Raw genomic sequence first — 25,915 nt, forward strand, 5'->3', positions numbered from 1 at the left:
GGCCCGGCTCAGCCTCCACCCGGACGACGACCTGGCCCCGAACCGCCCCGGCGAGGCCCTGCTGATCGCCCTGGAACGGGAACCCGGCCCGGCCCACCGCCTGCGCCCCGACCCCCGACGCCGGGCGCTCGCCGCCGAGCAGACGGCCGGCGACGCACTGGACCGGCTGGACGGCGCCGGCTGGCGCACCGTGCACTCGGTGCCGCTGCCCGGCGGCGACCGCATCCACCATCTGGTGATCGGCCCGGGCGGACTGTTCGCCGTGCACGCCGTGTACGCCCGCAAGCAGCGCGTCCGGGTCGCCGACCCGCTGGTGACGCTGGGCCGCCACGAGCCCGAGCCCCTCGTCCGCCGGGTCCGCGCCGCCGCCGACCGCGCCTCCTACGCCCTCACCGCCGAGGTCCGCCCCGCGCTGGTCCTGATCGCACCGGCCGACGTGCGGGTGACGGCCCCGCCCAGAGGGGTCCGCGTCCTCGAGGACCGGGACCTGCCCCGTCTGGCCCGGCTGGGCGGCGTCCTGAAACCGGCCGACGTGGAGGCCCTGCACGCCATGGCCCGGGACCGGCGGACGTGGGCGAGGCTGTGAATCCGCCCCGGGACCGGCGGACGTGGGCGAGGCTGTAAGCCTGCCCTGGGCGCTCCCGCGCTCCCGCGCTCCCGCGCTCCCGCGCTCCCGCGCTCCCGCGCTCCCGCGCTCCCGCTCGCGGTCACGGCAGGGGGGCGGCCCACTCGCGTACGCGGCAGCGGAGGCCGACCCGCTCGCACGCACGGCGGCACCTGACGGCGGGGGCGGGCCGGCCCGAGGCGCTCACGGCAGCTCGGCCGCGCGCCCCGGATCGAGCAGCGGTGCCAGCAGGTCACCGAAGTCCTGAAGCCGCGGGGCGATGTCCGCCGCCCGGAACTCCAGCCGTCCGGGCGCGCGGCACTCCGCGACCTCCTCCCACGTCACCGGCGCGGACACCATCGGCTCCGCCCGCGCCCGCAGCGTGTAGGGCGCGGCGGTGGTCTTGCGGGCCGCGTTCTGACTCCAGTCGACGAACACCTTCCCCGGCCGCAGACTGCGGGTCATCCGGTGCAGCACCAGCCGCGGCATCGCGCGCTCCGCCTCCACGGCCAGATCCTTGGCGTACCGGGAGGTCCGCTCGCTGGACGCCCCGCGCACCGCGGCCAGCAGATGCAGCCCCTTGGACCCGGAGGTCTTCGCGTACGCCTCGACCCCGTCCCGCGCCAGCCGCTCGCGCAGCCAGAGCGCCACCCGGCAGCAGTCGACCACGGTCGCCGGCGGCCCCGGGTCGAGGTCGAACACCAGCCGGTCGGCCTCGCCCGGGGTGTCGATCAGCCACTGCGGGGTGTGGAACTCGGTGACCAGGTTGGCCGCCCACATCAGGCTGGGCAGGTCCTGCACCAGCACCATCCGGGCCGGCCCCTCCGACCGCGGCACCCGGGCGGTCATCACCCACTCGGGCGTACCGGGCGGCACGTTCTTGACGAAGAAGACCTGCCCGTCCGGCCCGTCGGGATAGCGCAGGAAGGACAGCGGCCGGTCACGCAGGTGGGGGAGCAGCACGTCGGCGATCGTCGCGTAGTAGTGCAGCACCTCGGCCTTGGTGAACCCGGTGGCCGGATACAGCACCTTGTCCAGGTTGCTGAGCGCGAGCCGTCGCCCCTCCACCTCTGTGATCGGCGCCATACGATAAGAAAACCACGCAATCGCGAGGAAACGGCGTAAACCGCCCCGAACCGACCCGACCCCGCACGCCACGACGACCGCGGAAGGTGCTGCACGTGCGATCCATCTGGAACGGCGCCATCTCGTTCGGCCTGGTCAGCATCCCGATCAAGCTGGTGAACGCCACCGAGAGCCACTCCGTCTCCTTCCGCCAGATCCACGCGGAGGACGGCGGCCGCATCCGCTACCGCAAGGTGTGCGAACTGGAGGACCGCGAGGTCACCCAGGCGGAGATCGGCAAGGGCTACGAGGACGCGGACGGCAGCATCATCCCGATCACCGACGAGGACCTGGCCCACCTGCCGCTGCCGACCGCGAAGACGATCGACATCGTGGCCTTCGTCCCGGCCGACCGGATCGACCCGCTGCAGATGGAGCACGCCTACTACCTGGCCGCGAGCGGCGCCCCCGCCGCCAAGCCGTACACGCTGCTGCGCGAGGCCCTCAAGCGCAGCAACCGGGTGGCGATCGCGAAGTTCGCCCTGCGCGGCCGGGAGCGGCTGGGCATGCTCCGCGTGGTGGACGACGTCATCGCCATGCACGGCCTGCTGTGGCCGGACGAGATCCGCGCCCCGCAGGGCGTGGCCCCGGACGTCGACGTCACGGTCCGCGACAAGGAACTGGACCTGGCGGACGCCCTGATGGACACCCTCGGCGAGGTGGACCTCGCGGACCTGCACGACGAGTACCGCGAGGCGCTGGAGGAGGTCATCGCGGCCAAGGTGTCCGGCGAGGCACCTCCCGAGACCCCCGAACCGGCTCCCGGCGGCAAGGTGCTGGACCTGATGGCGGCCCTGGAGAACAGCGTGCGGGCCGCCCGGCAGTCCCGGGGCGAGGCCGTGGGCGAGGGGGAGGGGGGCGCCGAGGCGGCGGCGGAGGAGGCCGAGGTCCGGCACCTGCCGCGCCGCAAGACCGCCGCCCGTACGGCCCCCGAGAAGGCGAGTGCCGGGAAACGGTCGACGGCGAAGAAGACGGCGGCGAAGAAGGCCGCCGCCGCGGGCTCGGAGAAGAAGGCGGCCGGGTCGAAGTCGGCGCAGGCGGGGAAGAAGACGGCGGCACGGACGGGTGAGAAGGCGGCGGCGAAGAAGACGGCCGCGAAGAAGACGGCGGCCCGCAAACGCACGGCGTGAACCTCCACCCCCACCGGCACACCCCCCGATCTGCTCCCCCTGCCCGGCCGGGGCCTCCGCGCCCCGGCCGGGCGAGCGGCGTCAGCGGCGCCGCAGCGCCAGGACGGCGTTGTGCCCGCCGAAGCCGAAGGAGTTGCTGAGGACGAGGTCGCCGTCGGCCGGCAGCGGGCGCGGGGCGCCGGTGACCACGTCGAGCCCGATCTCCTCGTCCACGCGGGCGCACCCGATGGTCGGCGGCACGACCCCGTGGTGCAGGGTGAGCGCCGCCGCGACGGCCTCCACGCCTCCCGCCGCCCCCTGCAGATGCCCGAGGTGCCCCTTGAGCGCGGTGACGGGCACGCCCGGCCGCCCCAGGACGGCGCGCAGCGCACTGGCCTCGGCGAGGTCGCCCTCCACGGTGGCGGTGGCGTGCGCGTTGACGTGGACGACGTCGACGACGTGGCCGCCCGCGTCCCGTATCGCCCGCCGCAGCGCCAGCGCGACGCCGGTGCCCGACGGGTCGGGCGCGGCCATGTGGTGCGCGTCGGCGGAGACCCCCCAGCCGGCGGCCTCGCAGTAGATCCGGGCGCCCCGGGCCCGCGCGTGCTCCTCGGCCTCCAGGACGAGCAGTCCGGCGCCCTCGGCGTTGACGAACCCGTCGCGGTCCTCGGCGAAGGGCCGCGAGGGCGAGGTCCCGTCCTTCAGCCCGTGGCCGGACAGGGCGCGCATGGCCGCGAACGACGCCATGATCGCCGGGGTGACGACGGCCTCGGCGCCCCCGGCCAGGGCGACGTCGACGCGCCCGTACCGTATGCGGTCGATGGCCTGCCCGATCGCCTCGGTCCCCGAGGCGCAGGCGGCCGTCACGGTGCGGGCCTCCCCGGTGATGTGCAGGTCCAGCGAGACCTGGGAGGCCGCCTGGGAGGGCACCGTCATGGGCGTGGTGAGCGGGGAGACCGCGCGCGGGCCCTTGTCCCGCAGCTTGCGGTCGCCGCCGACCAGCACGGAGGCGTCGCCGAGGATCGCCCCGAGGCTGACCCCGACCCGCTCCGGGTCGAGGCCGCTGTCCCGGGTCCCGCCCGCGGCGAACCCGGCGTCGGCCCAGGCCTCGCGGGCGGCGAGCACGGCGAACTGCGCGGCCCGGTTCATCCGCCGCGCGGCCGCCCGGGGCAGCAGCATCGCGGGGTCCACGGGCACCACCCCGGCCACCCGCACGGGCAGTTCCCGGAACTCCTCGCCCTGCAGCTCCCGGATGCCGCACCGCCCGTCGAGCAGCCCCTGCCACAGCTCCGCCACCCCGGCGCCCAGCGGCGTCATCGCCCCGAGCCCGGTCACGACGACCCGCCGCGGCACGACGGGGGCGGGCTCGCGCCGGGGACGCGCGTGGTGCCGTACGACGTACCCGGCACGGTCGGCGTCGGCGGCCCAGCCGCGCACGTCGTCGTCGGTCACGTGCTCGCCGTCCGGCGTGACGGGGGCGTCCGGGTCCCGGTGCCACCGGCCCCATCGCCGCTCGTACGTCACCTCGGCGCCCTCCGGATCGACGGCCCGCAGCCGGCCCACCCGGTCCCCGTCGTGGAACTCCACGGTGTCCAGGAGCGGGGTGGACACGGCCGGGACGGCGGCCACGTCGACCCGCCGGCCGGCCACGACGACCTGCTGTCCGCGCGTCAGGACCTCGTCGCGGTCCACGCCACCCAGCGGCGGCCGCAGGGTGAACCGGATGGTGTCGGGGGACTCGGGCAGCGTGTGCATCACGACACACCACTGCCGGCGCTCGGCCTCTTCCTGGGACAGGGCCAGCAGATCCCCGGGGACCACCTCGGCGGCGGTCACCGTGTGGGGGTGGAGGGGGACTTGCGGCATCTCGGATGAATGGGACATATCAGCACTGCTTCCTGTGACCCGAGGTGTCGTTCGAGGGACATCCCGAGTGAAAGGGGCAAAGCCCCGAAAAGCTATGGCGCTGGACACAGGGATCAAATGGGATGTCCAAGCTCCTTCCCTCAATCCGCCCGCTCAGTCGCGGAGTTGACGGTTCCGCTCCTCGAGCCGGTGTGCGGCAGCTCACGCCGAGGGGCAAGGGTGGGCCAGGGCTGTGACCTACGGCACGTCACAACCGAAGCGGGGCGGGCCGCCGGCGCGAGGAACCGTGACGGACGGCGGGAGCGCCTCGAAAAACCAGAAGAAGCCGCAGCCCCGTGGACAGCGCGTCAAGAGCAAGCCGCGGCCCGACATCGCGGGCTGCCTGTTCGCCTGACATCCGGCACGGGCAGCCCCCTGATCACCCCCTCGTGCGCGCGCGGGGTGTGCGACAGGCGCGGGCCGGCCAAGGACCGGAAACCGCGCCATGGTGCGGTGAAGGCGCGGGTGCCGAACGGAAGAACACGACGGCCTGACACCTGATCCGCACTCAACGGCACCACCCAGTAAGGGACTCGGGGACCGGAGTGTTCCCGGCGTGTGCAGCTCACGACAGGAACAGGCTGACGACCGGACACGGATGAGGCACGGTCACCGCGCGCCCCAGCCGTCGTCGGCGCCGTCCTCCTCCGCGACGCAGAACATCCGGTGATCCGGCACCACCGGATCACCGAGCAGCGGCTCGATCCCCCGGACACGGACGGCGACGAGGCCGCCCGCCGTCGGGACCAGCCGCCAGCGATACCGCGGCGGCACGTCCTTCGCGGGCCGTTCCCGGGTCGCCAGGCTGACCCAGCGGTCGTAGTTGGTGGGGTACACGCGCACCTCCGCACCGCACTCGGGGCAGGCCGGCGGCTCGATCCAGGTCATGGTGTCGGGGTCCGGGTCCGGCAGCGGCGCGGCCGTGGCACCTTCCTCCTCGGCGATGTCGTTCGCCAGTCGCTGCCAGCAGGCCTCACAGAGTTCGGCCAGGAGGCCGATCCTGCCGCGCCCGCGCACGGTGGCATCACGCTTACCGCACATCTGGCATGGACCACACCCATTGCCCTGAGATGCCCCCATGCGTAGGAGTGTGAGCGGCCACGCAAGTCCCTGAAAGGTCGCATCCGGCCTCGTTCGCATCTGCGCAGGTGTCTTGCGGGATGCGCCCCGGCCGACCGCCGCCTGCGGACCGCGCCCGGTGCGGTCCCGGGCCCCGCCACACCACCGCGGACGGAGACGGCGAGCCCCTTCGATGAGCCCTTTCCGTCCCGGACCGAGACGGCGAGCCCCTTCGATGAGCCCCTTCCGTCCCGGGCCGGCTCGGCCGTGCCCCGCCGACACGATGCGCGAGCGCCGGTGGGCCGGTGCGGGCGGTCACAGGAAGGGGCGATATCGTTGCTACCGGTTCAAAAGGTTAGCCTTCCCTAAGAAGTCCAGGTGATCGCGGGGTTGAGGATGTCGATGGTCTCAGTGCAGTGGGACGCGCGCCGGCAGGGCGACACAGCCGCACCGGCGGAATCCGCGCAGGACGCGCGACTGGCCGACCTGCGACCCGGCATGAGAGGCCAGGTGACCGACATCGACGAGTCGGTGGAGCCGAGCACCGCGCGACGCCTGTTCGACCTGGGGTTCGCCCCCGGTGCCGAGGTCACCGTGCTGCGCAAGGCACCGCTCGGCGACCCCGTCGTCTTCCACGTCGCGGACTACGAGGTGGCCCTGCGCAAGGAGCAGGCCGCCGGCATCCACGTACGGCGCACGGCGTGAGCGCGCACTGCGGTCCGGTGTCGGCCCGGGCGGTCACCGGCAGGACCCGCCTGGCCCTGGTCGGCAGTCCCAACTCGGGCAAGAGCACCCTGTTCAACGCCCTGACCGGCCTGCGGACCAAGACCGGCAACTACCCCGGGGTGACCGTCGCCCGTTACGAGGGCGTCGCGCGGGTCGGCGAGCACGAAGTCGTCATCGAGGACCTCCCCGGCACCTACAGCCTCGACCCGATCAGCCCGGACGAGCAGGTCGTCGCCGATGTGCTCGACCCGGGGAACCCGGACCTCGGCACTCCTGAGGCCGTCCTCGTCACGATCGACGCGACGACGCTGCGCCGTTCCCTCGGGCTGCTCGCCCAGGTCATGCAGACCGGCCTGCCGATCTGCGTGGTGCTCACCTTCCGCGACGAGCTGGCCCGCCGTGGCGGCAGCCTCGACGTCGCCGCCCTGCGCCGGGCGCTGGGTGTGCCGGTCGTCGGGGTCACCAGCGGCTCACGCAACGACCTGGCGGAGCTGCAGTCCATGCTGCTCGACCGGTCCGCGTGGGAGCGGCCGGTCGTCCCGCCGCCCACCGACCCCTCCCAGCGGCGGGCCTGGGTGGAGTCGCTGCTGCACAGCGCGGCCTATGAGGTCCCCGAGGCCGACCGCCGCACCCGGCGCATCGACTCCGTGCTGCTGCACCCCCTGTGGGGCACGCTCATCTTCTTCGCGACGATGTTCGTGTTCTTCCAGATCATCTTCACCGTCGCGACCCCGCTGCAGGACGCGGTGCAGAGCGTCTTCGACCGGCTCGGCACGCAGGTCACCGAGCACGTCTCCCCTCAGCTGCTGTCCGATTTCCTCGGCAACGCCCTGATCGGCGGCGTGGGCGGCGTCCTGGTCTTCCTGCCGCAGATCGCCCTTCTCTTCCTCATGATCTCGCTGCTGGAGGGCAGCGGCTACCTGTCCCGCGCGGCTTTCCTCATGGACCGGCTCATGGCCAAGGCAGGCCTGGAGGGCCGGGCGTTCGTCGCCCTGCTGTCCGCCCTCGCCTGCGCCATCCCGGGCATCATGGCCACCCGCTCCCTGCCGTCGGCCAAGGACCGCTTCGCGACCATGATGGGCGCGCCGCTGATGACCTGCTCGGCGCGCCTGCCGGTCTACGTCCTGCTGACCGGCCTGCTGGTGAGCCCCGACACCAGGGTCGGTCCCTTCGGCGCCCAGGGTCTCGTCATGTTCGCCCTGTACCTCGCCGGCGCGTTCTCGGCCATGGCGACGGCCTGGGTCTTCAAACGGTTCAGCAGCCGGAGCGGTCCGGTGCTGCCGTTCTACATGGAGATGCCGTCCTACCGCCTGCCGCGCCTGCGCTCGGTGGCCGACGCCATCTGGAGCGCCTGCAAGGGCTTCCTGTCCAAGGTCGGCCGGATCATCCTGCTCGTCACCGTCGGGCTGTGGCTGCTGCTCAGCCTGCCCATGCACAGCGACGCGCACCTGCGCTCCGCCGGGATCGACCCGGCCGACCGGACCGCGGTCTCGGCCTACGAGGTCGACCACAGCTTCGCCGCCGACATCGGCCAGGCCATCGAACCCGTCTTCGAACCCCTCGGCTTCGACTGGCAGATCAACATCGGTGTCCTGGGTTCGCTGTCCGCCCGCGAGGTGTTCGTCGCCACCCTCGGCCAGGTCGCCGCCGCTCAGAACCCCGACCAGCCCGCCGAGGCCCTGACCCACATGACCTACACCGACGGGCCGCACCAGGGCGAGAAGCTGTTCACCCCGGCCACGACGGCCGCCCTGCTGGTCTTCTTCCTCTACGCCCTGCAGTGCATGTCGACCATCGGCGTCATGCGCCGCGAGACCGGCTCCTGGAGATGGCCCGCGGTCGCCTTCGGCTACATGTTCGTGCTGGCCTGGACCATGGCCTTCCTCACGCACACCGTCGTAGGAGCGCTGACGTGAACGGAGGCTCCAGCGCCCCCGTCGTCCCCATGCACCCCGAGGCCGGGGCCGACCCGCAGACGGTCCGCTGGGTGATCCCTGCGGGCACGCTGCCGGTCGTCGGCCGGATGACCGAAGCGCCGGACGAACTCGGCGCGATGCTCCACTCCGGGGACATCGCCTCCATCGAGGTGGAGACCCGGGCCGTGGTGATCCGCCTCGCCGACGGCCGAAGCTGGTCGGCCCTGGGAGCCCAGGTCCGCGACGCGCTCAGCACCGCACTCCGGCACCCCGAGCAGTGGCGCCCGGCCGACGAGGTCACCGAGGACGACCTGCTGCGCGCCGCACTGCAGGACGTCCTGGCCGGCCCCGCGGGCGACTACATCCGTTCCCACGGCGGCGAGGTGACGATCGTCTCCGCCCACGACCGCCGAGCGGAAGTGCGCATGGCAGGCACCTGTACCCACTGCCCGGCCGCCGGCTTCACCCTCCACTCCCGCCTGGAGTCGGAGCTACGGACCCGCTTCCCGGACCTGGTGGAGCTGCGGGCGACGGAGGAGTCGGCCAAGGCGCCCCGAGGCACGTGGCTCACCGTGCGCCGACGCCGGACCCCCTCCTAGGGATGGCGCAGGACACCTGCGAGCGTGCGCCGCTGCCGGAGCGGTGAACGGGTGATCGGCGATGCGACACGCGTTCCTGAAGTAAGGCCCGCCCCCAGCGCAGCTACTTTGAGTGATCATCCCATTGCGATGGGTCTCAAGTTCTGCGCTGCAGACGCACGGAGGGCAAGTTTCATGCGCATGCTCCAGAAGGCCGCGATCGCCGCCGCAACGGTCGGCGGCCTGGTCGCTCTCGGCTCGGGAACCGCCTGTGCCGCCGACTACAGCACCTTCCCGCACGCAGGAACGCAGCCGTTCCTCGCCGCCGGCTTGGTGGACCGCCTCATCCCGTACGTGCAGCACATGGCGGCGGAGAAGACGACCGTGCGCAGCGCGACGGCGCAGACCGCGCGTGCCGCGCACACCGTGAGCCTGCTGGACGGCCTCCTGTGGACGCCGCACCGGCTGATGAGGACCACTGCCTGGTCGAACGACAACGGAAAAGCGGACCGTGCCTCCGGGGGCGGCAACTCGAACGTGCAGGTGAACGGCTCTTCCGGTGGCGTGAACCAGAACAACCAGGCGTCGGGTATCACCGGGGGTGTCAACCAGAACAACCAGGCGAGCGGTGCGTCGGGTGACAACCGGAACGACCAGTCGAACGGCCCCTCGGGGGACGACACCGGTACCAGGCAGGCGTACGGCGCCTCGGGGGGCGGCAACGCCGGTTCCAGCGGTGGCAACGTGAACGTGCAGGTGAACGGCTCTTCCGGTGGCGTGAACCAGAACAACCAGGCGTCGGGTGTCACCGGGGGTGTCAACCAGAACAACCAGGTGAGCGGTGCGTCGGGTGACAACCGGAACGACCAGGTGAACGGCGCCTCGGGGGACGACACCGGGACCAGGCAGGCGTACGGCGCCTCGGGGGGCGGCAACGCCGGTTCCAGTGGTGGCAACGTGAACGTGCAGGTGAACGGCTCTTCCGGTGGCGTGAACCAGAACAACCAGGCGACGGGCGTCACCGGCAGCGTCAACCAGAACAACCAGGCGACGAGCGTGACCGGCAGCGGCAACGAGAACATCCAGGTGAACGGGCCCACGATGGCGGCCGACTAGCTCGCCCTGGCCATCCAGCAGTCGAATCCGCAGGAGAAGCAGACTGCGTCCGGGTCGAATAGTTGAAGGCGTCGGCTTTTGCCGAACAGCGAACACAACGCGACCCCGCCACGGCCCCCGTGGCGGGTTCGCGTCGGTTTTCCCGGTTGATTTCGCCAGGGCGGGCGGGCCTCCACCCTGCCCGCAGAGGCAGTTCGTCGCGAAGAGGTCGCTCCGGTCACGCCTGCGTCACGGGAAGGTGATGCCCCGCGCCTCATGATGTTTGGTGCAAGCGGAAAACTGCCTTCAGATGAAGGAAACCACCATGGTGACGAACATCCGGCATCGCATACCTCGCCTGATCGCCGCGTCCGGGCTGGCCGCGACGCTTGCTCTCGGCGGGGGAGTGGGGACCGCCACAGCTGTGCACCAGGACGCAGCAAAGCCAAAGGCGGCACCCACAGCACCGTGCGGCAAGAACAAGAAGTCCTGCAAGGGCTTCAATCAGAACAACCAGTCGACCCGTAACAGGGGCGGCGTCAATCAGAACAACCAGGCTTCTGGTAACAGGGGTGTGAACCAGAACAACCAGTCGTCCGGGAACGCTGGCGGCAACCAGAACAACCAGGCCTCTGGTAACGGTGGCGGGAACCAGAACAACCAGGCTTCCGGTAACGGTGGCGGGAACCAGAACAACCAGGCGTCTGGTAACGGTGGCGGGAACCAGAACAACCAGGCTTCTGGTAACGGTGGCGGGAACCAGAACAACCAGGCCTCCGGTAACACTGGCGGGAACCAGAACAACCAGGCTTCCGGTAACCTTGGCGGGAACCAGAACAACCAGTCGTCCGGGAACTTCGGCGGCAACCAGAACAACCAGTCGTCCTAGCGGCCTCCACGCCCCGCGTCGGCACAGCGAACCCGCCACGCAGGAACGTGGCGGGTTCCTGAGCCCTCACCGCGGTCCGGCCCGGCTCCTTGCGTTTGCGTCGCGGTCCCTGATGTCCGCCTCCCGGGACGACTGCCCCGTGCGCGGTTGCCGCAGCCCGGCCACGAGCCGGCGCAGCCGTTGTGTGGGACGGAGTCCCAACTCGTTGCGAAGGCGCCGCGCGTAGCGTTCGAAGTGCTCCAGCGCCTCAGCCAAATTGCCTTCCGCCAGGTGGGCGCGGATCAACGAGGCCTGGCTGCTCTCCCGCAGCGGATCCGCCTGCACGGCCGTGTGGGCGGCAGTGACTGCCCCGGCGAACTGCTCGGTGTCGATGAACTCTCCGGCCAGTTGCTCAAGGGCATGGAGTCGGAGCTGGTGCCATTTCTCCGCCTCCAGTACAGCCCACTCGTCGTACCACCCGGGCAGCAGATCGGCGGAGAGCTGGTCCACGGTCGCTGCGTTGAGCTCGAGATCCTCGGCCGGGACGCGGGGATCAAGGATGTGCTGGGCCAGCGAACGGGCGTCGTAGAGGTCGACGGTGACCTTCCGCGCGAGACGCACCTCGCAGGGAGAGACGTCCAGCGCCATCCGGCCGAGGTCGTGCAGACGTGTCAGCGCTGCCCGGAGGTTCGTGTGAGCTTTCTGTTCGCACACGTCGGGCCACAGATTTCCGGCGATCAGGGCCCTGGGGACGGAAACGCGGTAATTGAGTGCGATGAACGCCAGGAGCCGCTTGGAGCCCACCGGGACCGCCACCGGAACGTCATCGACTACGAGATCAAAACCACCGAGGAGAGCCAGGTGTACGGATGGCCTGCTCTTCACCGAGAGAGAAGAGGCAGGGAGATCGTCTGAGACCATAGCCGTGTGATCGCTCGCGATTCGGTCGACCCGGGAGCCCGCAGGTGGCGACACCCCAAGGACCCGCGATCTTCACACCTCCCAACAAATCCATGCTGCGCCGCCCGCCGAGGATTGTCTAACCGTACAAAGCGGCCCCGCACAGGCCCCTCCGGCTGGGGTGATTCCGGCTTCCCGACGCGGCACCCATGCCAGGAACGGCGTCCTCACAAGCGCTGAACCGGAAGGTGGCACCGGCCCGCAGGTGCCACGGGGCCGAAGGTCGCCGGGGAGGTCGATCCCCGGGTGGTCGCCAATCCTGAGCAGGCTCGCTCCTTGCTGACCGCGGTCTCGTACGTCGGTGGGTACGGCCGTGCGCGTGGCCGTCGGCTCGTCGGCCTCTTTGCCTGCATGTACTACGGCGCTCTGCGTCCGGCTGAGGCCGTCGGCCTCACCAGTGCGGACGTGAAGCTGCCTGAGGCTGGCTGGGGGACGGCCCTGCTGAACTGGACGCGTCCCAGTGTCGGCAAGCAGTGGACGGATTCCGGCGAAGCCCACGATGACCGAGGTCTCAAGAACCGGCCGGCGGAAGCGGTCCGGCTCGTGCCGATCCCGCCCCAACTCGTCACCATTCTTCGGCAGCATCTCGATACGTTCGGCGCGGCTGATAACGGGCGGCTGTTCACTGACGAGCGCGGGGGAGTGGTCGGGTCCTCGACGTACTACCGCGTCTGGCAAGAAGCTCGGGCGCTGGCGCTCCCGCCGGCCGCGGTCGCTTCGCCGCTCGCTGCTCGGCCGTACGATCTCGGACATTCGGCGTTGTCGACGTGGCTCAACTCCGGGTCGATCCAACCGAGGTGGGCCAACGCGCGGGCAACAGTGTTGAGGTCTTGCTGAACCGCTACGCCAAGTGCATCGACGGGCGGCAGGAGATCGCCAACCGCAAGATCGAAGAGTTGCTGCGTGAGTACGAATGATCATGTACGGCATCAAGCTCAGGCCCCCGGCTTCGTCTGGGGGCTGAGCCATTGATGCAGCCGATCTGGGGGAGGTACGAAGGTCCCGTTTGGCCTCGCGCTCCGCTCCGTGAGCACTACAGTTACTTGTGCGCGGCGCGTCATACTGCGTCGCTTGTCAGGCGGCTGGGACGTAAGCACTTGTGTGCCCGGCTTGCGTTGGTTGGGGGGCATTGTGCATGAAATGATCAAGGGCTCGAATGTAGCGCTGTCAGCCCTGAGTGAGAACGTCGGTTCGGTGATCGTCAGTCTGGGCTGGGGGAGCCCGACCGGCGAAGGCGACGCAGACGTCTCGGTTCTGTTGCTGGACCTGAACGGAAAGGTTCGTAGCGACACCGACTTCTACTTCTACAACAACCCAGTTGCCGCTGACGGCAGTGTGCAGCTTCTGGGTAAAATGCCGACGGCGGACGGAAACGAGGACCGAATCAGCTTCGATCTGACTGCGGTCCCTGCTCATGTCGACCGCATAGTTGTGGCTGCTAGCCGTTACAACGGAGCGCGTTTCGGTGAGCTTGAGGACGTGCGGCTGTCGCTGGCCGACGGAGCTGGTGAGGACCTTCTTCGCTTTGCCATCGACGACGTCGACTCGATGAGCGCGATCATCTTCGGTGAGCTGTATCGGCGCGGAGACGAGTGGAAGTTCCGCGCTGTCGGTCAAGGCTATGCCACCGGTCTCGCCGGTCTGGCAACGGACTTCGGCGTCGATATCGAGGACGACGCGGAAGCAGTAGAAGCGCAGGACGATGAGGCGAGCGTCGATCATGAGGGCGTGACGGCCTCGGTTGCGGTTGATGAGCTGAGTCCACAACGAGCGCCCGAGCACGTTCCGTCTCCTCGTCAACCCGAAGGCAGCGAGTCACGGAAGCCGACGACTGCTCGACCTCGTACCGCGAAGAAGAAGATCACCCTGCCCAAGGTGGCCAAGAAGACCTTGGCGGAGAACGAGTCGTGGAGGGAGGCCCGGCTCTTTCCAGTGTCGGCGCTGAAGAGCGACCGGGACCGTGAAATGCGGGCCACCTCGGTGCTGCTGTCGGTGATGGCGCAGGTGCCGGAGTTCGGCAGGAGACTGACCGCAGCGTTTGGAGCGCCGGCAGGTCGGATGGAGACCTTCACTGAGGTCACCCTGCCGCACGGCGACACCCCGCGGCGCCCCGACGGGGTGATTCGCGTCGAGCGGGCCGGCAAGCTGTGGACGGCCCTGGTCGAGACGAAGACCAACGGCAACGCCCTCAAGGCTGATCAGGTGCAGGCGTACATGGACATCGCCGCGCGCCGTGGCTACGAGGCCGTGATCACGCTGTCGAACGACGTAGCGTTGGAGGGCAGCCCGCTCGTCGACGTGAAGATCGACGGACGGCGCAAGCACAAGGTCGCCCTATGGCACCTTTCTTGGGCAGAAGTCACGCACCAGGCACAGATGCTGATCCGCCACGAGGGCGTCGGCAACGCGGCGCACGCCTGGCTGCTGCAGGAGCTGCTGTACTACCTGCAGCACGACAACTCCGGCTGCCACGGCTTCCAGAACATGGGTCCGGCCTGGGTCCCCGTACGCAACGGAATCGACGACGAAACCCTGTGCCAGGGAGACTCGCGCGCACTGGAGGTCGTCGAGAGCTGGGAGCGGCTCATCCGGCAGGTATGTCTCGGGCTCGGCGGCGAACTGGGGCAGAAGGTACTGCCTGTGCAGCGCATCAGGCGGGGAACGGATCCAGGGGCACGCCGGAGCCGCTTCGCCGATCAGCTCTGCCTCGATGGAAAACTGCAGGCGGAACTGCGCATCGAGGGAACGCCCGGCATCCTGGCGGTCAGCGCGGACCTCCGCACAGGCAAGCTGCGCACCTCTATCGAGATCCCTGCACCAGAGCAGGGCTACCCCCTGTCCTGGGCGAAACGGCTCATCCGGAACTTGGAAGAAGCACCAGCGACTCTCCACATCGAAACCCTTGTCGACGGGGAGCAAGGTGGCCCGCGGGGCACCCTGGAACGGCTCCGCCCCGAGCCGGCGGACATGCTCCCGAAGGACAGCGGCACCCGCATCACCGGCTTCCGCCTGTCTTTGGTCAAGAGCATGGGAAGCAGCCGCGGCAACGCCGAGTCCGGCTTCATCCGTAGCGTCGACGACGCGGTGCACCGCTTTTACTCCACCGTGGTGGTCCATTTGGATCGTGCGACACCCCGCCGAGCATCGTCCAAGCGAGGGGCGGCGACGGGCTGAGCCGTAGCAATCACGTTGGCCGGCAGGCTGCGTGTGGCTGCCGCTGGCAGTCGCGGGCTCCTGTCGGCGAAGGGCTACGGTCATTGAGGAGCGTGAGCCCCCGGACTCGTCCGGGGGCCTTCCCATTTGCAGGGGTTGACCTGGGCAGACGCTCCAACATCTGTCCTCGAATAGTCGACAGCCCCCGACATACGGCCGCTCCGGACGGCACACGCCTGCACAAACAAAAAGACCCCGTACTCAGCGTTTCCGCTGGTCACGGGGTCTTAGGCACACTTACACAGTGTGCCCCCGGCAGGATTCGAACCTGCGCACACGGCTCCGGAGGCCGTTGCTCTATCCCCTGAGCTACGGGGGCGGGGTTCGTCGCGCTCTCTGCGCGGCGACGAGTAGAACACTACCAGCTCCGCGGGGGTGGTCATGAACGTTTTCCGGGGTGGCCGCCGGCCCGGACGCGTCCACCCCACTTCCACCCCGTCGCCCGGACGGGGTGGAAGTGGGGAAAACCCGGACGCGGTGGCCGGTGCCGACCTACTCTCGAGTTGTGTCAGGCGCTTCGGGCCGGGTGCTTGTTGTGGACGACAACAAGGTCATCCGGCAGCTGATCAGGGTCAATCTCGAGCTCGAGGGGCTCGAGGTCGTGACCGCGGCCGATGGGGTCGAGTGTCTGGATGTCGTGCATCGGGTGCGGCCCGACGCCGTCACCCTGGATGTCGTCATGCCCCGGCTGGACGGGCTCGCCACCGCGGCCCGGTTGCGGGCCGATCCCCGTACCCGTGATCTTCCTCTCGCGCTGGTGAGCGCCTGTACGCAGCGCGAGGTCGAGGCCGGGCTCGATGTCGGCGTCGACGCCTTCCTCGCCAAGCCGTTCGAGCCGGCCCAGCTGGTGCGGCTCGTGCTGGACCTGGTCGCGGGGCGGGTGCGAGGTGTCGGTCCCGGAGGGCCCGGCGGCCCGGGGGATGCCGAGCGGGCCGGGCGCAACCAGAGCTGATCCGGGCGAGACCGGGTCGATCGGGCGAGACCGGGGTCGATGCCGTTGCGACCCGGGCTAGTCCGGGCGCAACCGGGGTTGATCCGGGCGCAACCCGGGTTGATCCTCCGGCGCGGTGATCGGGCAGCGCGGTCGCGGCCGGGCGTCCGATCATGGGTGGCGGGCGTCCACATGGCGATACCTCGGCAAATCCGTTCGCCTGCCCACCCGCCTCCTCCCCTACGCTTGTCCCGTGACCCCCGTGGAACTCTCCCGCACCGTGCTGCGCGCGGTACGTCGTGCTGTCGACGGGGGAGAGCTGTGCGTGAGCGTTCCGGAGCGGGCGGTCGTCGCGCCGCCCGGGCCCGGCGGCTGTGGCGACTACGCCACCGCCATCGCCCTCCGGCTCGCCCGGCCCGCCGGTCAGCCTCCGCTGCGCGTCGCCGAGGTGCTGCGCTCCCACCTCCTCGCCCTCGACGGCATCCGCGACGTCGTCGTCACCGGGCCCGGTTTCCTCAACATCAGTCTTGAGGACGGGCAGGCCGAGGGAGGTTCCGTGCGGCTGGTGGAGGACGTCCTGCGGGACGGCGTTCGGTACGGGTACGGCTACCGGTTCGCATCGTCCGACACTGCGTGCCACGGCACCGCCCAGGACGTTCGGCTGCGGTGTCCCGCCGACCTGCGCGCCCTCGTCGTCGCCGACGCCCTCGCCCGGCTGCTCCGGTCCCAGGGGGCCGGCGTCCGCGTCGTCTGCGCCGGTCCGGTTCCGCGGGAATGGGGTGAGCTGTTCGCGGTGCGGGACGTCGGCCTCGACGAGGTCGACGGGCTTGCCGACAGCGAGGGCGGTGAGGCCGTGGGTGCCGGTGCGGCCCCTGTTCTCGTGCGTCCCGTTCCCGCCCCCGTGCCCGCCGCCGACGTCCTCGCCCTCGGGCGCGATGCCGGGCGGTGGGCACTGCTGCATCCCGCCGGGCACGACCGGCCCCGGATCGGGGCCGAGCACCTCGTCCAGCGCGAGAGCAACCCTCTCTTCCGCGTCCGGTACGCCCACGCCCGCACCCGGGCCCTGCACCGCAACGCCGCCGCTCTCGGTTTCGGGCCCGAGCCGGGAGCCACCCATGTCCCGGCCGTCGCGCGGCCGCTGCTCGCCACGCTCGCCGATCATCCTCGCGTCCTCGCCCGGGCCGCGGCGCACCGTGCGCCCGACCGGCTCGCCCGGCACCTCGTCACCGTCGCCGATGCCGTGCTGCCCCTCCTGCCCGCCGTGCTCCCGCTCGGCGAGGAGAAACCCTCGGCCGCCCACCGCGCCCGGCTCGCCCTTGCCGAAGCCGCCGGGACGGTGCTGGCCGGCGGCCTGTCCCTGCTCGGCATCGACGCACCCGACCACCTCTGAGAGCCAGAGAGACGTACCCGACATGAGCCGTTCCGCACCCCCCGCCGGGCCCCGTCACGCCGATGTCCTGCCCGAGGGGCACTACGCCGCCCCGCCGGCCGACCTCAACGTCCTCGACCCGAAGGTCTGGGCCCAGACCGTCGCACGGGACGCGGACGGCGTCGTGACCGTCGGCGGGATTCCCGTCACCCGGCTCGCGGAGGAGTTCGGGACGCCCGCGTACGTCCTGGACGAGGCCGACTTCCGCGCGCGGGCCCGCGCCTGGCGCACCGCCTTCGGGGCCGACGCCGACGTCTTCTACGCGGGCAAGGCGTTCCTGTGCCGGGCCGTCGTGCGGTGGCTGCACGAGGAGGGGCTGAACCTCGACGTGTGCTCGGGCACCGAGCTGGCCACCGCGCTGTCCGCCGGGATGCCCGCCGAGCGCATCGCCTTCCACGGCAACAACAAGTCCTCGGCGGAGATCCACCGCGCCGTCGAGGCCGGGGTGGGGCGGATCGTGCTCGACTCCTTCCAGGAGATCGTGCGCGTCGCACACATCGCGCAGTCCCTGGGCAAGCGGCAGAAGGTGCAGATCCGGATCACCGTCGGGGTCGAGGCGCACACGCACGAGTTCATCGCCACCGCCCACGAGGACCAGAAGTTCGGCATCCCGCTCGCCGGCGGACAGGCCGCCGAGGCCGTGCGGCGGGCGCTGCGGCTCGACGGTCTGGAGCTGATCGGGATCCACTCCCACATCGGGTCGCAGATCTTCGACATGTCCGGGTTCGAGGTCGCCGCGCACCGGGTCGTGGGGCTGCTGAAGGACATCCGCGACGAGCACGGTGTCGAGCTGCCCGAGATCGACCTCGGCGGCGGCCTCGGCATCGCGTACACCAGCGACGACGATCCGCGGGAGCCGCACGAGATCGCCAAGGCGCTCACCGAGATCGTCTCGCGCGAGTGCGAGGCCGCCCGGCTGCGCGTGCCGCGCATCTCGGTCGAGCCGGGGCGCGCCATCGTGGGCCCGACCGCCTTCACGCTCTACGAGGTCGGGACCATCAAGCCGCTGGAAGGGCTGCGCACGTACGTCTCCGTCGACGGCGGGATGAGCGACAACATCCGCACCGCCCTGTACGACGCCGAGTACTCCGTCGCGCTGGTCTCCCGGACCTCCGACGCCGATCCCATGCTCGTGCGCGTCGTCGGCAAGCACTGCGAGAGCGGCGACATCGTGGTCAAGGACGCGTTCCTGCCGGGCGACCTGGCCCCGGGCGATCTGATCGCCGTGCCGGCGACCGGCGCGTACTGCCGGTCCATGGCCAGCAACTACAACCACGTGCTGCGCCCGCCGGTCGTCGCCGTCGCCGACGGCGCGGCCCGCGTCGTCGTCCGGCGCGAGACGGAGGAGGACCTCCTGCGTCTCGACGTCGGGTGACACGGGCCGCGTCCGGTGACACGGGCGGGCGTCGGGCGACGTGGCACTCCGCGCCGGAAGATCTCCTGTCTCCCGGCCCGGCGAAAATGAAATAAACGTCTCACGATCCGGACGAAAGGCAGAAAGTCCGGTCCGGTGAGTGAGACTGGTCCCACCGTAGACGGTATGAGGAAACGAGGTCGGATGATGCGTACGCGTCCGCTGAAGGTGGCGCTGCTGGGCTGTGGAGTTGTCGGCTCAGAGGTGGCGCGCATCATGACGACGCACGCCGACGACCTCGCCGCCCGGATCGGCGCTCCCGTGGAGCTGGCGGGTGTCGCCGTCCGCCGTCCCTCCAAGGCCCGCGAGGGCATCGACCCGGCGCTCGTCACCACCGACGCCACCGCCCTGGTCAAACGCGGCGACCTCGACGTCGTCGTCGAGGTCATCGGCGGCATCGAGCCCGCCCGCACGCTCATCACCACCGCCTTCGAGCACGGCGCCTCCGTCGTCTCCGCCAACAAGGCCCTCCTCGCCCAGGACGGCGCCGCGCTGCACGCCGCGGCGGAGCAGAACGGCCGGGACCTGTACTACGAGGCCGCCGTCGCCGGGGCGATCCCGCTGATCCGGCCGCTGCGCGAGTCCCTGGCGGGCGACAAGGTCAACCGGGTGCTGGGCATCGTCAACGGCACCACCAACTTCATCCTCGACAAGATGGACTCCACCGGCGCCGGGTACCAGGAGGCGCTGGACGAGGCCACCGCGCTCGGGTACGCCGAGGCCGACCCGACCGCCGACGTCGAGGGCTTCGACGCCGCCGCCAAGGCCGCGATCCTCGCCGGGATCGCCTTCCACACCCGCGTCCGCCTCGACGACGTCTACCGCGAGGGCATGACCGAGGTCACCGCCGCCGACTTCGCCTCCGCGAAGGAGATGGGCTGCACCATCAAGCTGCTCGCCATCTGCGAGCGGGCCGCCGACGGTGCCTCCGTCACCGCGCGCGTGCACCCCGCGATGATCCCGCTCAGCCACCCGCTGGCCTCCGTGCGCGGCGCGTACAACGCCGTCTTCGTGGAGTCGGAGGCCGCCGGGCAGCTGATGTTCTACGGCCCCGGCGCCGGCGGGGCGCCCACTGCCTCCGCCGTCCTCGGCGACCTCGTCGCCGTGTGCCGCAACCGGCTGAGCGGCGCCACCGGGCCCGGCGAGTCGGCGTACGCCGCGCTGCGCGTCTCGCCCATGGGCGACGTCGTCACGCGCTACCACATCAGCCTGGACGTGGCGGACAAACCGGGCGTCCTCGCCCAGGTCGCCACCGTGTTCGCCGAGCACGGCGTGTCCATCGACACGGTCCGTCAGCAGGGCAAGGACGGGGAGGCCTCCCTCGTCGTCGTCACCCACCGTGCTTCCGACGCAGCCCTCAACGGGACCGTGGAGGCGCTGCGCAAGCTCGACACCGTCCGCGGTGTCGCCAGCATCATGCGGGTTGAAGGAGAGTAACCAGCAATGACCCACCAGTGGCGCGGAATCATCGAGGAGTACCGGGACCGGCTGCCGGTATCCGACACCACGCCGGTCGTGACACTCCGTGAGGGCGGTACGCCGCTCGTGCCCGCGCAGGTGCTCTCCGAGCGCACCGGCTGCGAGGTCCACCTCAAGGTCGAGGGCGCCAATCCCACGGGGTCCTTCAAGGACCGCGGCATGACCATGGCCATCTCCAAGGCGAAGGAGGAGGGCGCCAAGGCGGTCATCTGCGCCTCCACCGGCAACACCTCCGCCTCCGCCGCCGCGTACGCCGTGCGCGCCGGGATGGTCTCCGCCGTGCTGGTGCCGCAGGGCAAGATCGCCCTCGGCAAGATGGGCCAGGCCCTCGTCCACGGAGCCAAGATCCTCCAGGTCGACGGCAACTTCGACGACTGCCTCACGCTCGCCCGCGCGCTCAGCGACAACTACCCGGTCGCGCTGGTCAATTCGGTCAACCCGGTGCGTATCGAGGGCCAGAAGACGGCCTCGTTCGAGATCGTGGACATGCTGGGCGACGCCCCCGACATCCACGTCCTGCCGGTCGGCAACGCGGGCAACATCACGGCCTACTGGAAGGGGTACAAGGAGTACGCCGCCGACGGCGTCTCCACCAAGACCCCCCGCATGTGGGGCTTCCAGGCCTCCGGCAGCGCGCCGATCGTGCGCGGCGAGGTCGTCAAGGACCCCTCGACCATCGCCACCGCGATCCGGATCGGCAACCCGGCCTCCTGGCAGTTCGCCCTCGCCGCGCGCGACGAGTCCGGCGGCGCCATCGACGAGGTGACGGACCGTGAAATCCTGCGCGCCTACCGGCTGTTGGCCGCCCAGGAGGGCGTCTTCGTCGAGCCGGCGTCCGCCGCGTCCGTGGCCGGTCTGCTGAAGGCCGCCGAGCAGGGCAAGGTGGACCCGGGGCAGCGGATCGTGTGCACCGTCACCGGCAACGGCCTCAAGGACCCCGACTGGGCCGTCGCGGGCGCCCCGCAGCCGGTCACCGTCCCGGTCGACGCGGCCGCCGCGGCCGAGCGGCTGGGCCTGGCCTGACGCGGACGCCGGGCGGCGCGCACCGGGCCGGCCCGCGGCGCGGGGCGCCCGGCCCCGGCGAGGAACTGCGCGCCGAACTCGCCGAGAGCACCGCCGAGCTGCGGCGGCTGCGCGCCAGCATCGGCTCCACGTTCGTCAACCTGGCCCTGCGCACCCTCGGCCTGGTCGAGCGTCAGCTCGGCGTGAGAGAGGGGGTGCGGGGGGGGTGGGGGGGGCGGGGGGGGGGGGGGGGGGGGGGGGGGGGGGGCGCCGGGGCGGGGCCGGGGGGGGGGGGGGGGCGGGCCGGGCGCGGCGGCTGCGGGCCGGGTGCGGCCGGGCGGGGGCCGCGCCGGCGGGCCGGGCCCCGCCCCTCCGCCCGTCCGGCCCGCTCGCCGGTCGGCGCGACCGCTGCCACCTGCGGTAGCGGGGTCACGGCGCCGCACGTGGCGTACGTCACCTGCGGCGCAGGCGAGCGGCTCCGCGCGGCACGCGCGGCTCCTCGTGGCTCGACTCGGTTCGGGCACCGTCCCGCGCACGCCACCGCGCCCGGCACCCCGGACCGCGTACGTCGCCCGTCCCGCGCTCCGAGCCCAGCCGCGCACGCCCCCGCGCCGCCCGCGACCCGTGCGGCGCTGTGCGGCGCGTCGCGCAACCGGGCCATGTTCCGGCGCGCCTTCCCCGGGGGACGCTGATGAGGGGGGCACAAGGGGCTTACGACACGCATCGTGCGCCTCCTGTGCGCCCTATGTCGCCACAGAACCTTCCTTCGATAGGCTGTACTGAACCCATCCGGCGCATATGCCTTCGCATTGCGTGCGGCGCCGCGTCGTCTCCGCGGCCGCGGCCCGAGGGTCCTCACGTCCTGTCGAACGTCAGCCGAACGCCGGTCGGATGTCCGTCGAGACCGCCTCGAACGACACTCGACCGTCACGCAGCTCAAGGAGAGTCAACGAGCGATGGCCGGTCCAGCGTTCCGCGCCGCCGCCGTCCGGGTGCGCGTCCCCGCCACCAGCGCCAACCTCGGCCCGGGCTTCGACGCCCTCGGCCTCGCGCTGGGGCTCTACGACGACGTCGTCGTCCGGGTGGCCGACTCCGGGCTGCACATCGACATCGCGGGCGAGGGCAGCCAGACGCTGCCGCGCGACGAGAACCACCTCCTCGTACGCTCCCTGCGCACCGCCTTCGACGTCCTGGGCGGACAGCCGCGCGGACTGGAGATCGTCTGCGCCAACCGCATCCCGCACGGCCGCGGCCTCGGCTCCTCCTCCGCCGCCATCTGCGCCGGCATCGTCGCCGCCCGCGCCGTGACCATAGGCGGCGAAGCGAAACTCGACGACACCGCGCTGCTCGAACTCGCCACCGAGATCGAAGGCCACCCGGACAACGTGGCGGCCTGTCTGCTCGGCGGTTTCACCCTGTCCTGGATGGAGACCGGCGCCGCCCGGGCCATCAGGATGGAGCCCTGCGATTCCATCGTTCCGGTGGTTTTCGTCCCCGGAAAGCCGGTCCTGACCGAGACGGCGCGCGGCCTGCTGCCGCGCACGGTGCCGCACGTCGACGCGGCCGTCAACGCGGGACGCGCCGCCCTGCTCGTCGAGGCCCTCACCCGGCGCCCCGAGCTGCTGCTGCCCGCCACCGAGGACCGTCTCCACCAGGAGTACCGCGCCCCGGCGATGCCGGAGAGCGCCGCACTGGTGGAGCGGCTGCGCGCCGACGGCGTCCCGGCGGTCATCTCCGGCGCCGGCCCCACGGTCATGGCCCTGGCCGACGCGGGCACCGCCGACAAGGTGGAACAGCTGGCCGGCAGCGGCTGGGCCGCCAACCGGCTCAGCCTGGACCTGCACGGCGCGAGCGTGCTGCCGCTGGCGGGCTGACACGCGATTGCCGGATGATGGAGAGGGGGAATGTTTGTTGGGTCCGGTAGTGTTAACCTCAAGTCTGCACCCGACCTGACCACGGCGAGGTGCTTCGTGTCCCCGTCCGGGACCAACATTCTTCCGGGAGCTCCCCAAGACACTCCGTGTTCTCTACGCCGTATCCGGGCAGTACGTCGTACGCGGACGCTGAGCGCTCCACAGGTGGGGCAACCCCCTCTGGGGGAGTACCGGAATCGACGCGACCACGCGTGACACCGGGTGTCACGCCGCGAGGAAGCGTCATCACCAGATATTTCTTCCGCCGCTTTGGCGGACCACCGCCCCGGCACGGTCCACACAGCAAGGACCGAAGCCGGACAGCACAACCGGTCGCCGAGCCAGACAGGCCGACGTCCGCTCCAGGGAAGGACCCTTCGTGAGCGACACCACCGATCTGATGGGCGCACGTGTCGAGGAGACCGCTGCCGCGCCCGCCACGGACGCCTCCGCGCCTGCCACCGGTGCCGGCTCCCGGCGGCGCCGTGGCACCGGCCTCGAGGGCATGGTGCTGGCCGAGCTGCAGCAGGTCGCATCCGGCCTCGGCATCAGGGGCACGGCGCGCATGCGCAAGAGCCAGCTGATCGAGGTCATCAAGGAGGCGCAGGCCGCAGGGGGATCCGCCCCCGCCAAGGCCGACGCGGCCGCCACCGAGACCAAGCCGAAGCGCCGCGCCACCTCTCGCGCCCGTACGGGCGACGACGCCGCCTCGAAGAAGGCGGCCGAGGCCCCTGCCGAGAAGGCCGCGGCCCAGCAGCAGATCGAGATTCCCGGGCAGCCCGCCAGCGATGACGCTCCCGCGGAGCGGCGCCGGCGCCGGGCCACCGCCGAGGCGGGCAGCCCGTCCGGCAGCCCCGAGACCGTCACCGCCGAGGCCAAGAGCGAGCCGAAGGCCGAGACGCCGGCCCAGCCGCAGCAGGCCCAGCAGTCGTCGCAGCAGGCTCAGCAGCAGGCCCAGGGCCAGCAGCAGCCGCAGCAGGGCGACGCCAAGGGTGACGCCGGTGACGGCGGCGAGGGCCGCCGCCGCGACCGCCGTGAGCGCGGCCGCGACCGCGACCGCCGCGGCAAGGGCGACGACCAGCAGGGCCAGCGCCAGCAGCAGAACCAGCAGCAGGGCGGCGGCCGCCAGGACCGCCAGCAGGACGACGACGACTACGAGGGCGGGCGCCGGGGCCGTCGCGGCCGCTACCGCGACCGCCGTGGCCGCCGTGGCCGCGACGACGTGTCCGAGCCGCAGATCACCGAGGACGACGTCCTGATCCCGGTCGCGGGCATCCTGGACATCCTCGACAACTACGCGTTCATCCGCACCTCCGGCTACCTGCCCGGCCCGAACGACGTGTACGTCTCCCTCGCCCAGGTCCGCAAGAACGGCCTGCGCAAGGGCGACCACGTCACCGGTGCCGTGCGCCAGCCGAAGGAGGGCGAGCGCCGCGAGAAGTTCAACGCGCTGGTCCGCCTGGACTCCGTCAACGGCATGGCGCCCGAACACGGCCGCGGCCGCCCGGAGTTCAACAAGCTGACCCCGCTCTACCCGCAGGACCGCCTCCGCCTGGAGACGGACCCGGGCGTGCTGACCACCCGCATCATCGACCTGGTCTCGCCCATCGGCAAGGGCCAGCGCGGTCTGATCGTGGCCCCGCCGAAGACCGGCAAGACCATGATCATGCAGGCGATCGCCAACGCGATCACGCACAACAACCCCGAGTGCCACCTGATGGTCGTCCTCGTCGACGAGCGTCCGGAAGAGGTCACCGACATGCAGCGGTCGGTCAAGGGCGAGGTCATCTCCTCGACCTTCGACCGCCCGGCCGAGGACCACACCACGGTCGCCGAGCTGGCCATCGAGCGCGCCAAGCGCCTGGTGGAGCTGGGCCACGACGTGGTCGTCCTGCTGGACTCGATCCCCCGCCTGGGCCGCGCCTACAACCTGGCCGCCCCGGCCTCCGGCCGCATCCTGTCCGGTGGTGTCGACTCCACGGCCCTGTACCCGCCGAAGCGGTTCTTCGGTGCGGCCCGCAACATCGAGGACGGCGGTTCGCTGACCATCCTCGCCACCGCCCTGGTGGACACCGGGTCCCGCATGGACGAGGTGATCTTCGAGGAGTTCAAGGGCACCGGCAACATGGAGCTGAAGCTCGACCGGAAGCTCGCCGACAAGCGCATCTTCCCGGCCGTCGACGTCGACGCCTCCGGCACGCGCAAGGAGGAGATCCTGCTCGGCGCCGAGGAGCTGGCCATCGTCTGGAAGCTGCGCCGGGTGCTGCACGCGCTCGACCAGCAGCAGGCGATCGAGCTGCTGCTCGACAAGATGAAGCAGACCAAGTCGAACGTCGAGTTCCTCATGCAGATCCAGAAGACGACCCCGACGCCGGGCAACGGCGACTGAGGTACGCGATCAGCCGGAAAGGGCCGCTCCCGCACGGGGGCGGCCCTTCGCCGTTCCCGCACGGCCCGTGCTCGCCGTCGTCGCACGGGCGGGCGGGCTTTCCGACGGACCGCCGCGCCGCACGGGCGGGCGGCCGACCTTCCCTGCGCCGCCGGGCCGGACCGGCGAGACCTTTGCCACAGCAACCGCGCGCGGCAGGG

At 71.3% G+C, this 25,915-nt stretch carries 19 protein-coding genes, 1 tRNA gene and 1 pseudogene; 16 read left to right on the plus strand and 5 right to left on the minus strand.

The features are described 5' to 3' along the window. A partial coding sequence (locus GV126_RS21955; protein WP_159669530.1) for a nuclease-related domain-containing protein occupies positions 1-586 on the plus strand: 586 nt, incomplete at its 5' end. A gap of 222 nt (positions 587-808) precedes the next feature. On the opposite strand, the gene ligD is transcribed toward GV126_RS21955, so the two are convergent. After that, a complete protein-coding gene (gene ligD, locus GV126_RS21960; protein ID WP_159669533.1) occupies positions 809-1,690 on the minus strand; it encodes a non-homologous end-joining DNA ligase in 882 nt (293 codons plus the stop codon). 95 nt (positions 1,691-1,785) lie between these two features. Between ligD and ku the strand changes: the two genes are divergently transcribed. Beyond that, on the plus strand, positions 1,786-2,859 hold the full coding sequence (gene ku, locus GV126_RS21965) for a non-homologous end joining protein Ku (RefSeq protein ID WP_185947985.1): 1,074 nt from the start codon (positions 1,786-1,788) through the stop codon (positions 2,857-2,859). A gap of 81 nt (positions 2,860-2,940) precedes the next feature. Here ku and GV126_RS21970 read toward each other — a convergent pair whose 3' ends face one another. Both GV126_RS21970 and GV126_RS36615 read right to left on the minus strand, forming a co-directional pair. Then, a complete protein-coding gene (locus GV126_RS21970) occupies positions 2,941-4,704 on the minus strand; it encodes a beta-ketoacyl-[acyl-carrier-protein] synthase family protein (protein ID WP_236570065.1) in 1,764 nt (587 codons plus the stop codon). Between the two features lie 648 nt (positions 4,705-5,352). Further along, positions 5,353-5,784 carry a DUF6083 domain-containing protein gene (locus GV126_RS36615; RefSeq protein ID WP_236570066.1) on the minus strand — a complete coding sequence of 144 codons (432 nt, stop codon included), beginning with the start codon at positions 5,782-5,784 and terminating at the stop codon, positions 5,353-5,355. Between the two features lie 420 nt (positions 5,785-6,204). On the opposite strand from GV126_RS36615, the gene GV126_RS21980 reads away from it, so the two are divergent. The 5 genes from GV126_RS21980 to GV126_RS22000 all read left to right on the plus strand — a co-directional run bounded on the left by GV126_RS21980 (position 6,205) and on the right by GV126_RS22000 (position 11,006). Next, positions 6,205-6,507 carry a FeoA family protein gene (locus GV126_RS21980; RefSeq protein ID WP_159669542.1) on the plus strand — a complete coding sequence of 101 codons (303 nt, stop codon included), beginning with the start codon at positions 6,205-6,207 and terminating at the stop codon, positions 6,505-6,507. Continuing rightward, complete coding sequence (gene feoB / locus GV126_RS21985; protein ID WP_159669545.1) at positions 6,504-8,444, plus strand: ferrous iron transporter B; 1,941 nt, start codon at positions 6,504-6,506, stop codon at positions 8,442-8,444. Before GV126_RS21980 ends, feoB begins: the two co-directional genes overlap by 4 nt. Beyond that, the gene (locus GV126_RS21990; protein WP_159669548.1) at positions 8,441-9,043 is read left to right on the plus strand and encodes a NifU family protein; all 603 of its coding nucleotides are present in this window, start codon (positions 8,441-8,443) and stop codon (positions 9,041-9,043) included. Before feoB ends, GV126_RS21990 begins: the two co-directional genes overlap by 4 nt. A 51-nt stretch (positions 9,044-9,094) precedes the next feature. After that, positions 9,095-10,138 (plus strand): hypothetical protein, encoded by a 1,044-nt coding sequence (locus tag GV126_RS21995; RefSeq protein ID WP_159669551.1) that lies wholly within the window; start codon positions 9,095-9,097, stop codon positions 10,136-10,138. A 304-nt stretch (positions 10,139-10,442) separates the two neighbouring features. After that, positions 10,443-11,006, plus strand: a complete 564-nt coding sequence (locus GV126_RS22000; RefSeq protein ID WP_159669554.1) for a hypothetical protein — start codon at positions 10,443-10,445, stop codon at positions 11,004-11,006. 66 nt (positions 11,007-11,072) lie between these two features. On the opposite strand, the gene GV126_RS22005 is transcribed toward GV126_RS22000, so the two are convergent. Then, a complete protein-coding gene (locus tag GV126_RS22005; RefSeq protein WP_201299864.1) occupies positions 11,073-11,870 on the minus strand; it encodes an AfsR/SARP family transcriptional regulator in 798 nt (265 codons plus the stop codon). 291 nt (positions 11,871-12,161) lie between these two features. Here GV126_RS22005 and GV126_RS35875 point away from each other — a divergent pair. Beyond that, positions 12,162-12,862: pseudogene (locus GV126_RS35875) on the plus strand (site-specific integrase); the annotation flags it as partial. Positions 12,863-13,085: 223 nt separating this feature from the next. Further along, on the plus strand, positions 13,086-15,119 hold the full coding sequence (locus tag GV126_RS22015; RefSeq protein ID WP_185948304.1) for a TerD family protein: 2,034 nt from the start codon (positions 13,086-13,088) through the stop codon (positions 15,117-15,119). 286 nt (positions 15,120-15,405) lie between these two features. Here GV126_RS22015 and GV126_RS22020 read toward each other — a convergent pair. Continuing rightward, a tRNA-Arg gene (locus tag GV126_RS22020) sits at positions 15,406-15,477 on the minus strand. A 138-nt stretch (positions 15,478-15,615) separates the two neighbouring features. Between GV126_RS22020 and GV126_RS22025 the strand changes: the two genes are divergently transcribed. The 7 genes from GV126_RS22025 to rho all read left to right on the plus strand — a co-directional run bounded on the left by GV126_RS22025 (position 15,616) and on the right by rho (position 25,715). Continuing rightward, positions 15,616-16,110, plus strand: a complete 495-nt coding sequence (locus GV126_RS22025) for a response regulator (protein ID WP_159673975.1) — start codon at positions 15,616-15,618, stop codon at positions 16,108-16,110. 232 nt (positions 16,111-16,342) lie between these two features. Next, positions 16,343-17,479, plus strand: a complete 1,137-nt coding sequence (gene nrtL / locus GV126_RS22030) for an ArgS-related anticodon-binding protein NrtL (protein ID WP_159669563.1) — start codon at positions 16,343-16,345, stop codon at positions 17,477-17,479. Between the two features lie 22 nt (positions 17,480-17,501). Further along, positions 17,502-18,893: a diaminopimelate decarboxylase gene (gene lysA, locus GV126_RS22035; RefSeq protein ID WP_159669566.1), complete on the plus strand. Its 1,392-nt coding sequence runs from the start codon at positions 17,502-17,504 to the stop codon at positions 18,891-18,893. Between the two features lie 186 nt (positions 18,894-19,079). After that, on the plus strand, positions 19,080-20,369 hold the full coding sequence (locus GV126_RS22040; protein WP_159673977.1) for a homoserine dehydrogenase: 1,290 nt from the start codon (positions 19,080-19,082) through the stop codon (positions 20,367-20,369). A 6-nt stretch (positions 20,370-20,375) separates the two neighbouring features. Next, the gene (thrC, locus tag GV126_RS22045) at positions 20,376-21,434 is read left to right on the plus strand and encodes a threonine synthase (protein WP_159669569.1); all 1,059 of its coding nucleotides are present in this window, start codon (positions 20,376-20,378) and stop codon (positions 21,432-21,434) included. 935 nt (positions 21,435-22,369) lie between these two features. After that, positions 22,370-23,287 carry a homoserine kinase gene (gene thrB, locus GV126_RS22055; protein ID WP_159669572.1) on the plus strand — a complete coding sequence of 306 codons (918 nt, stop codon included), beginning with the start codon at positions 22,370-22,372 and terminating at the stop codon, positions 23,285-23,287. Positions 23,288-23,705: 418 nt separating this feature from the next. Further along, positions 23,706-25,715 (plus strand): transcription termination factor Rho, encoded by a 2,010-nt coding sequence (gene rho / locus GV126_RS22060; protein ID WP_159669575.1) that lies wholly within the window; start codon positions 23,706-23,708, stop codon positions 25,713-25,715. Positions 25,716-25,915: the final 200 nt, after the last annotated feature.

The organism is Streptomyces mexicanus (assembly GCF_902506575.1).
GTDB lineage: Bacteria > Actinomycetota > Actinomycetes > Streptomycetales > Streptomycetaceae > Streptomyces > Streptomyces mexicanus.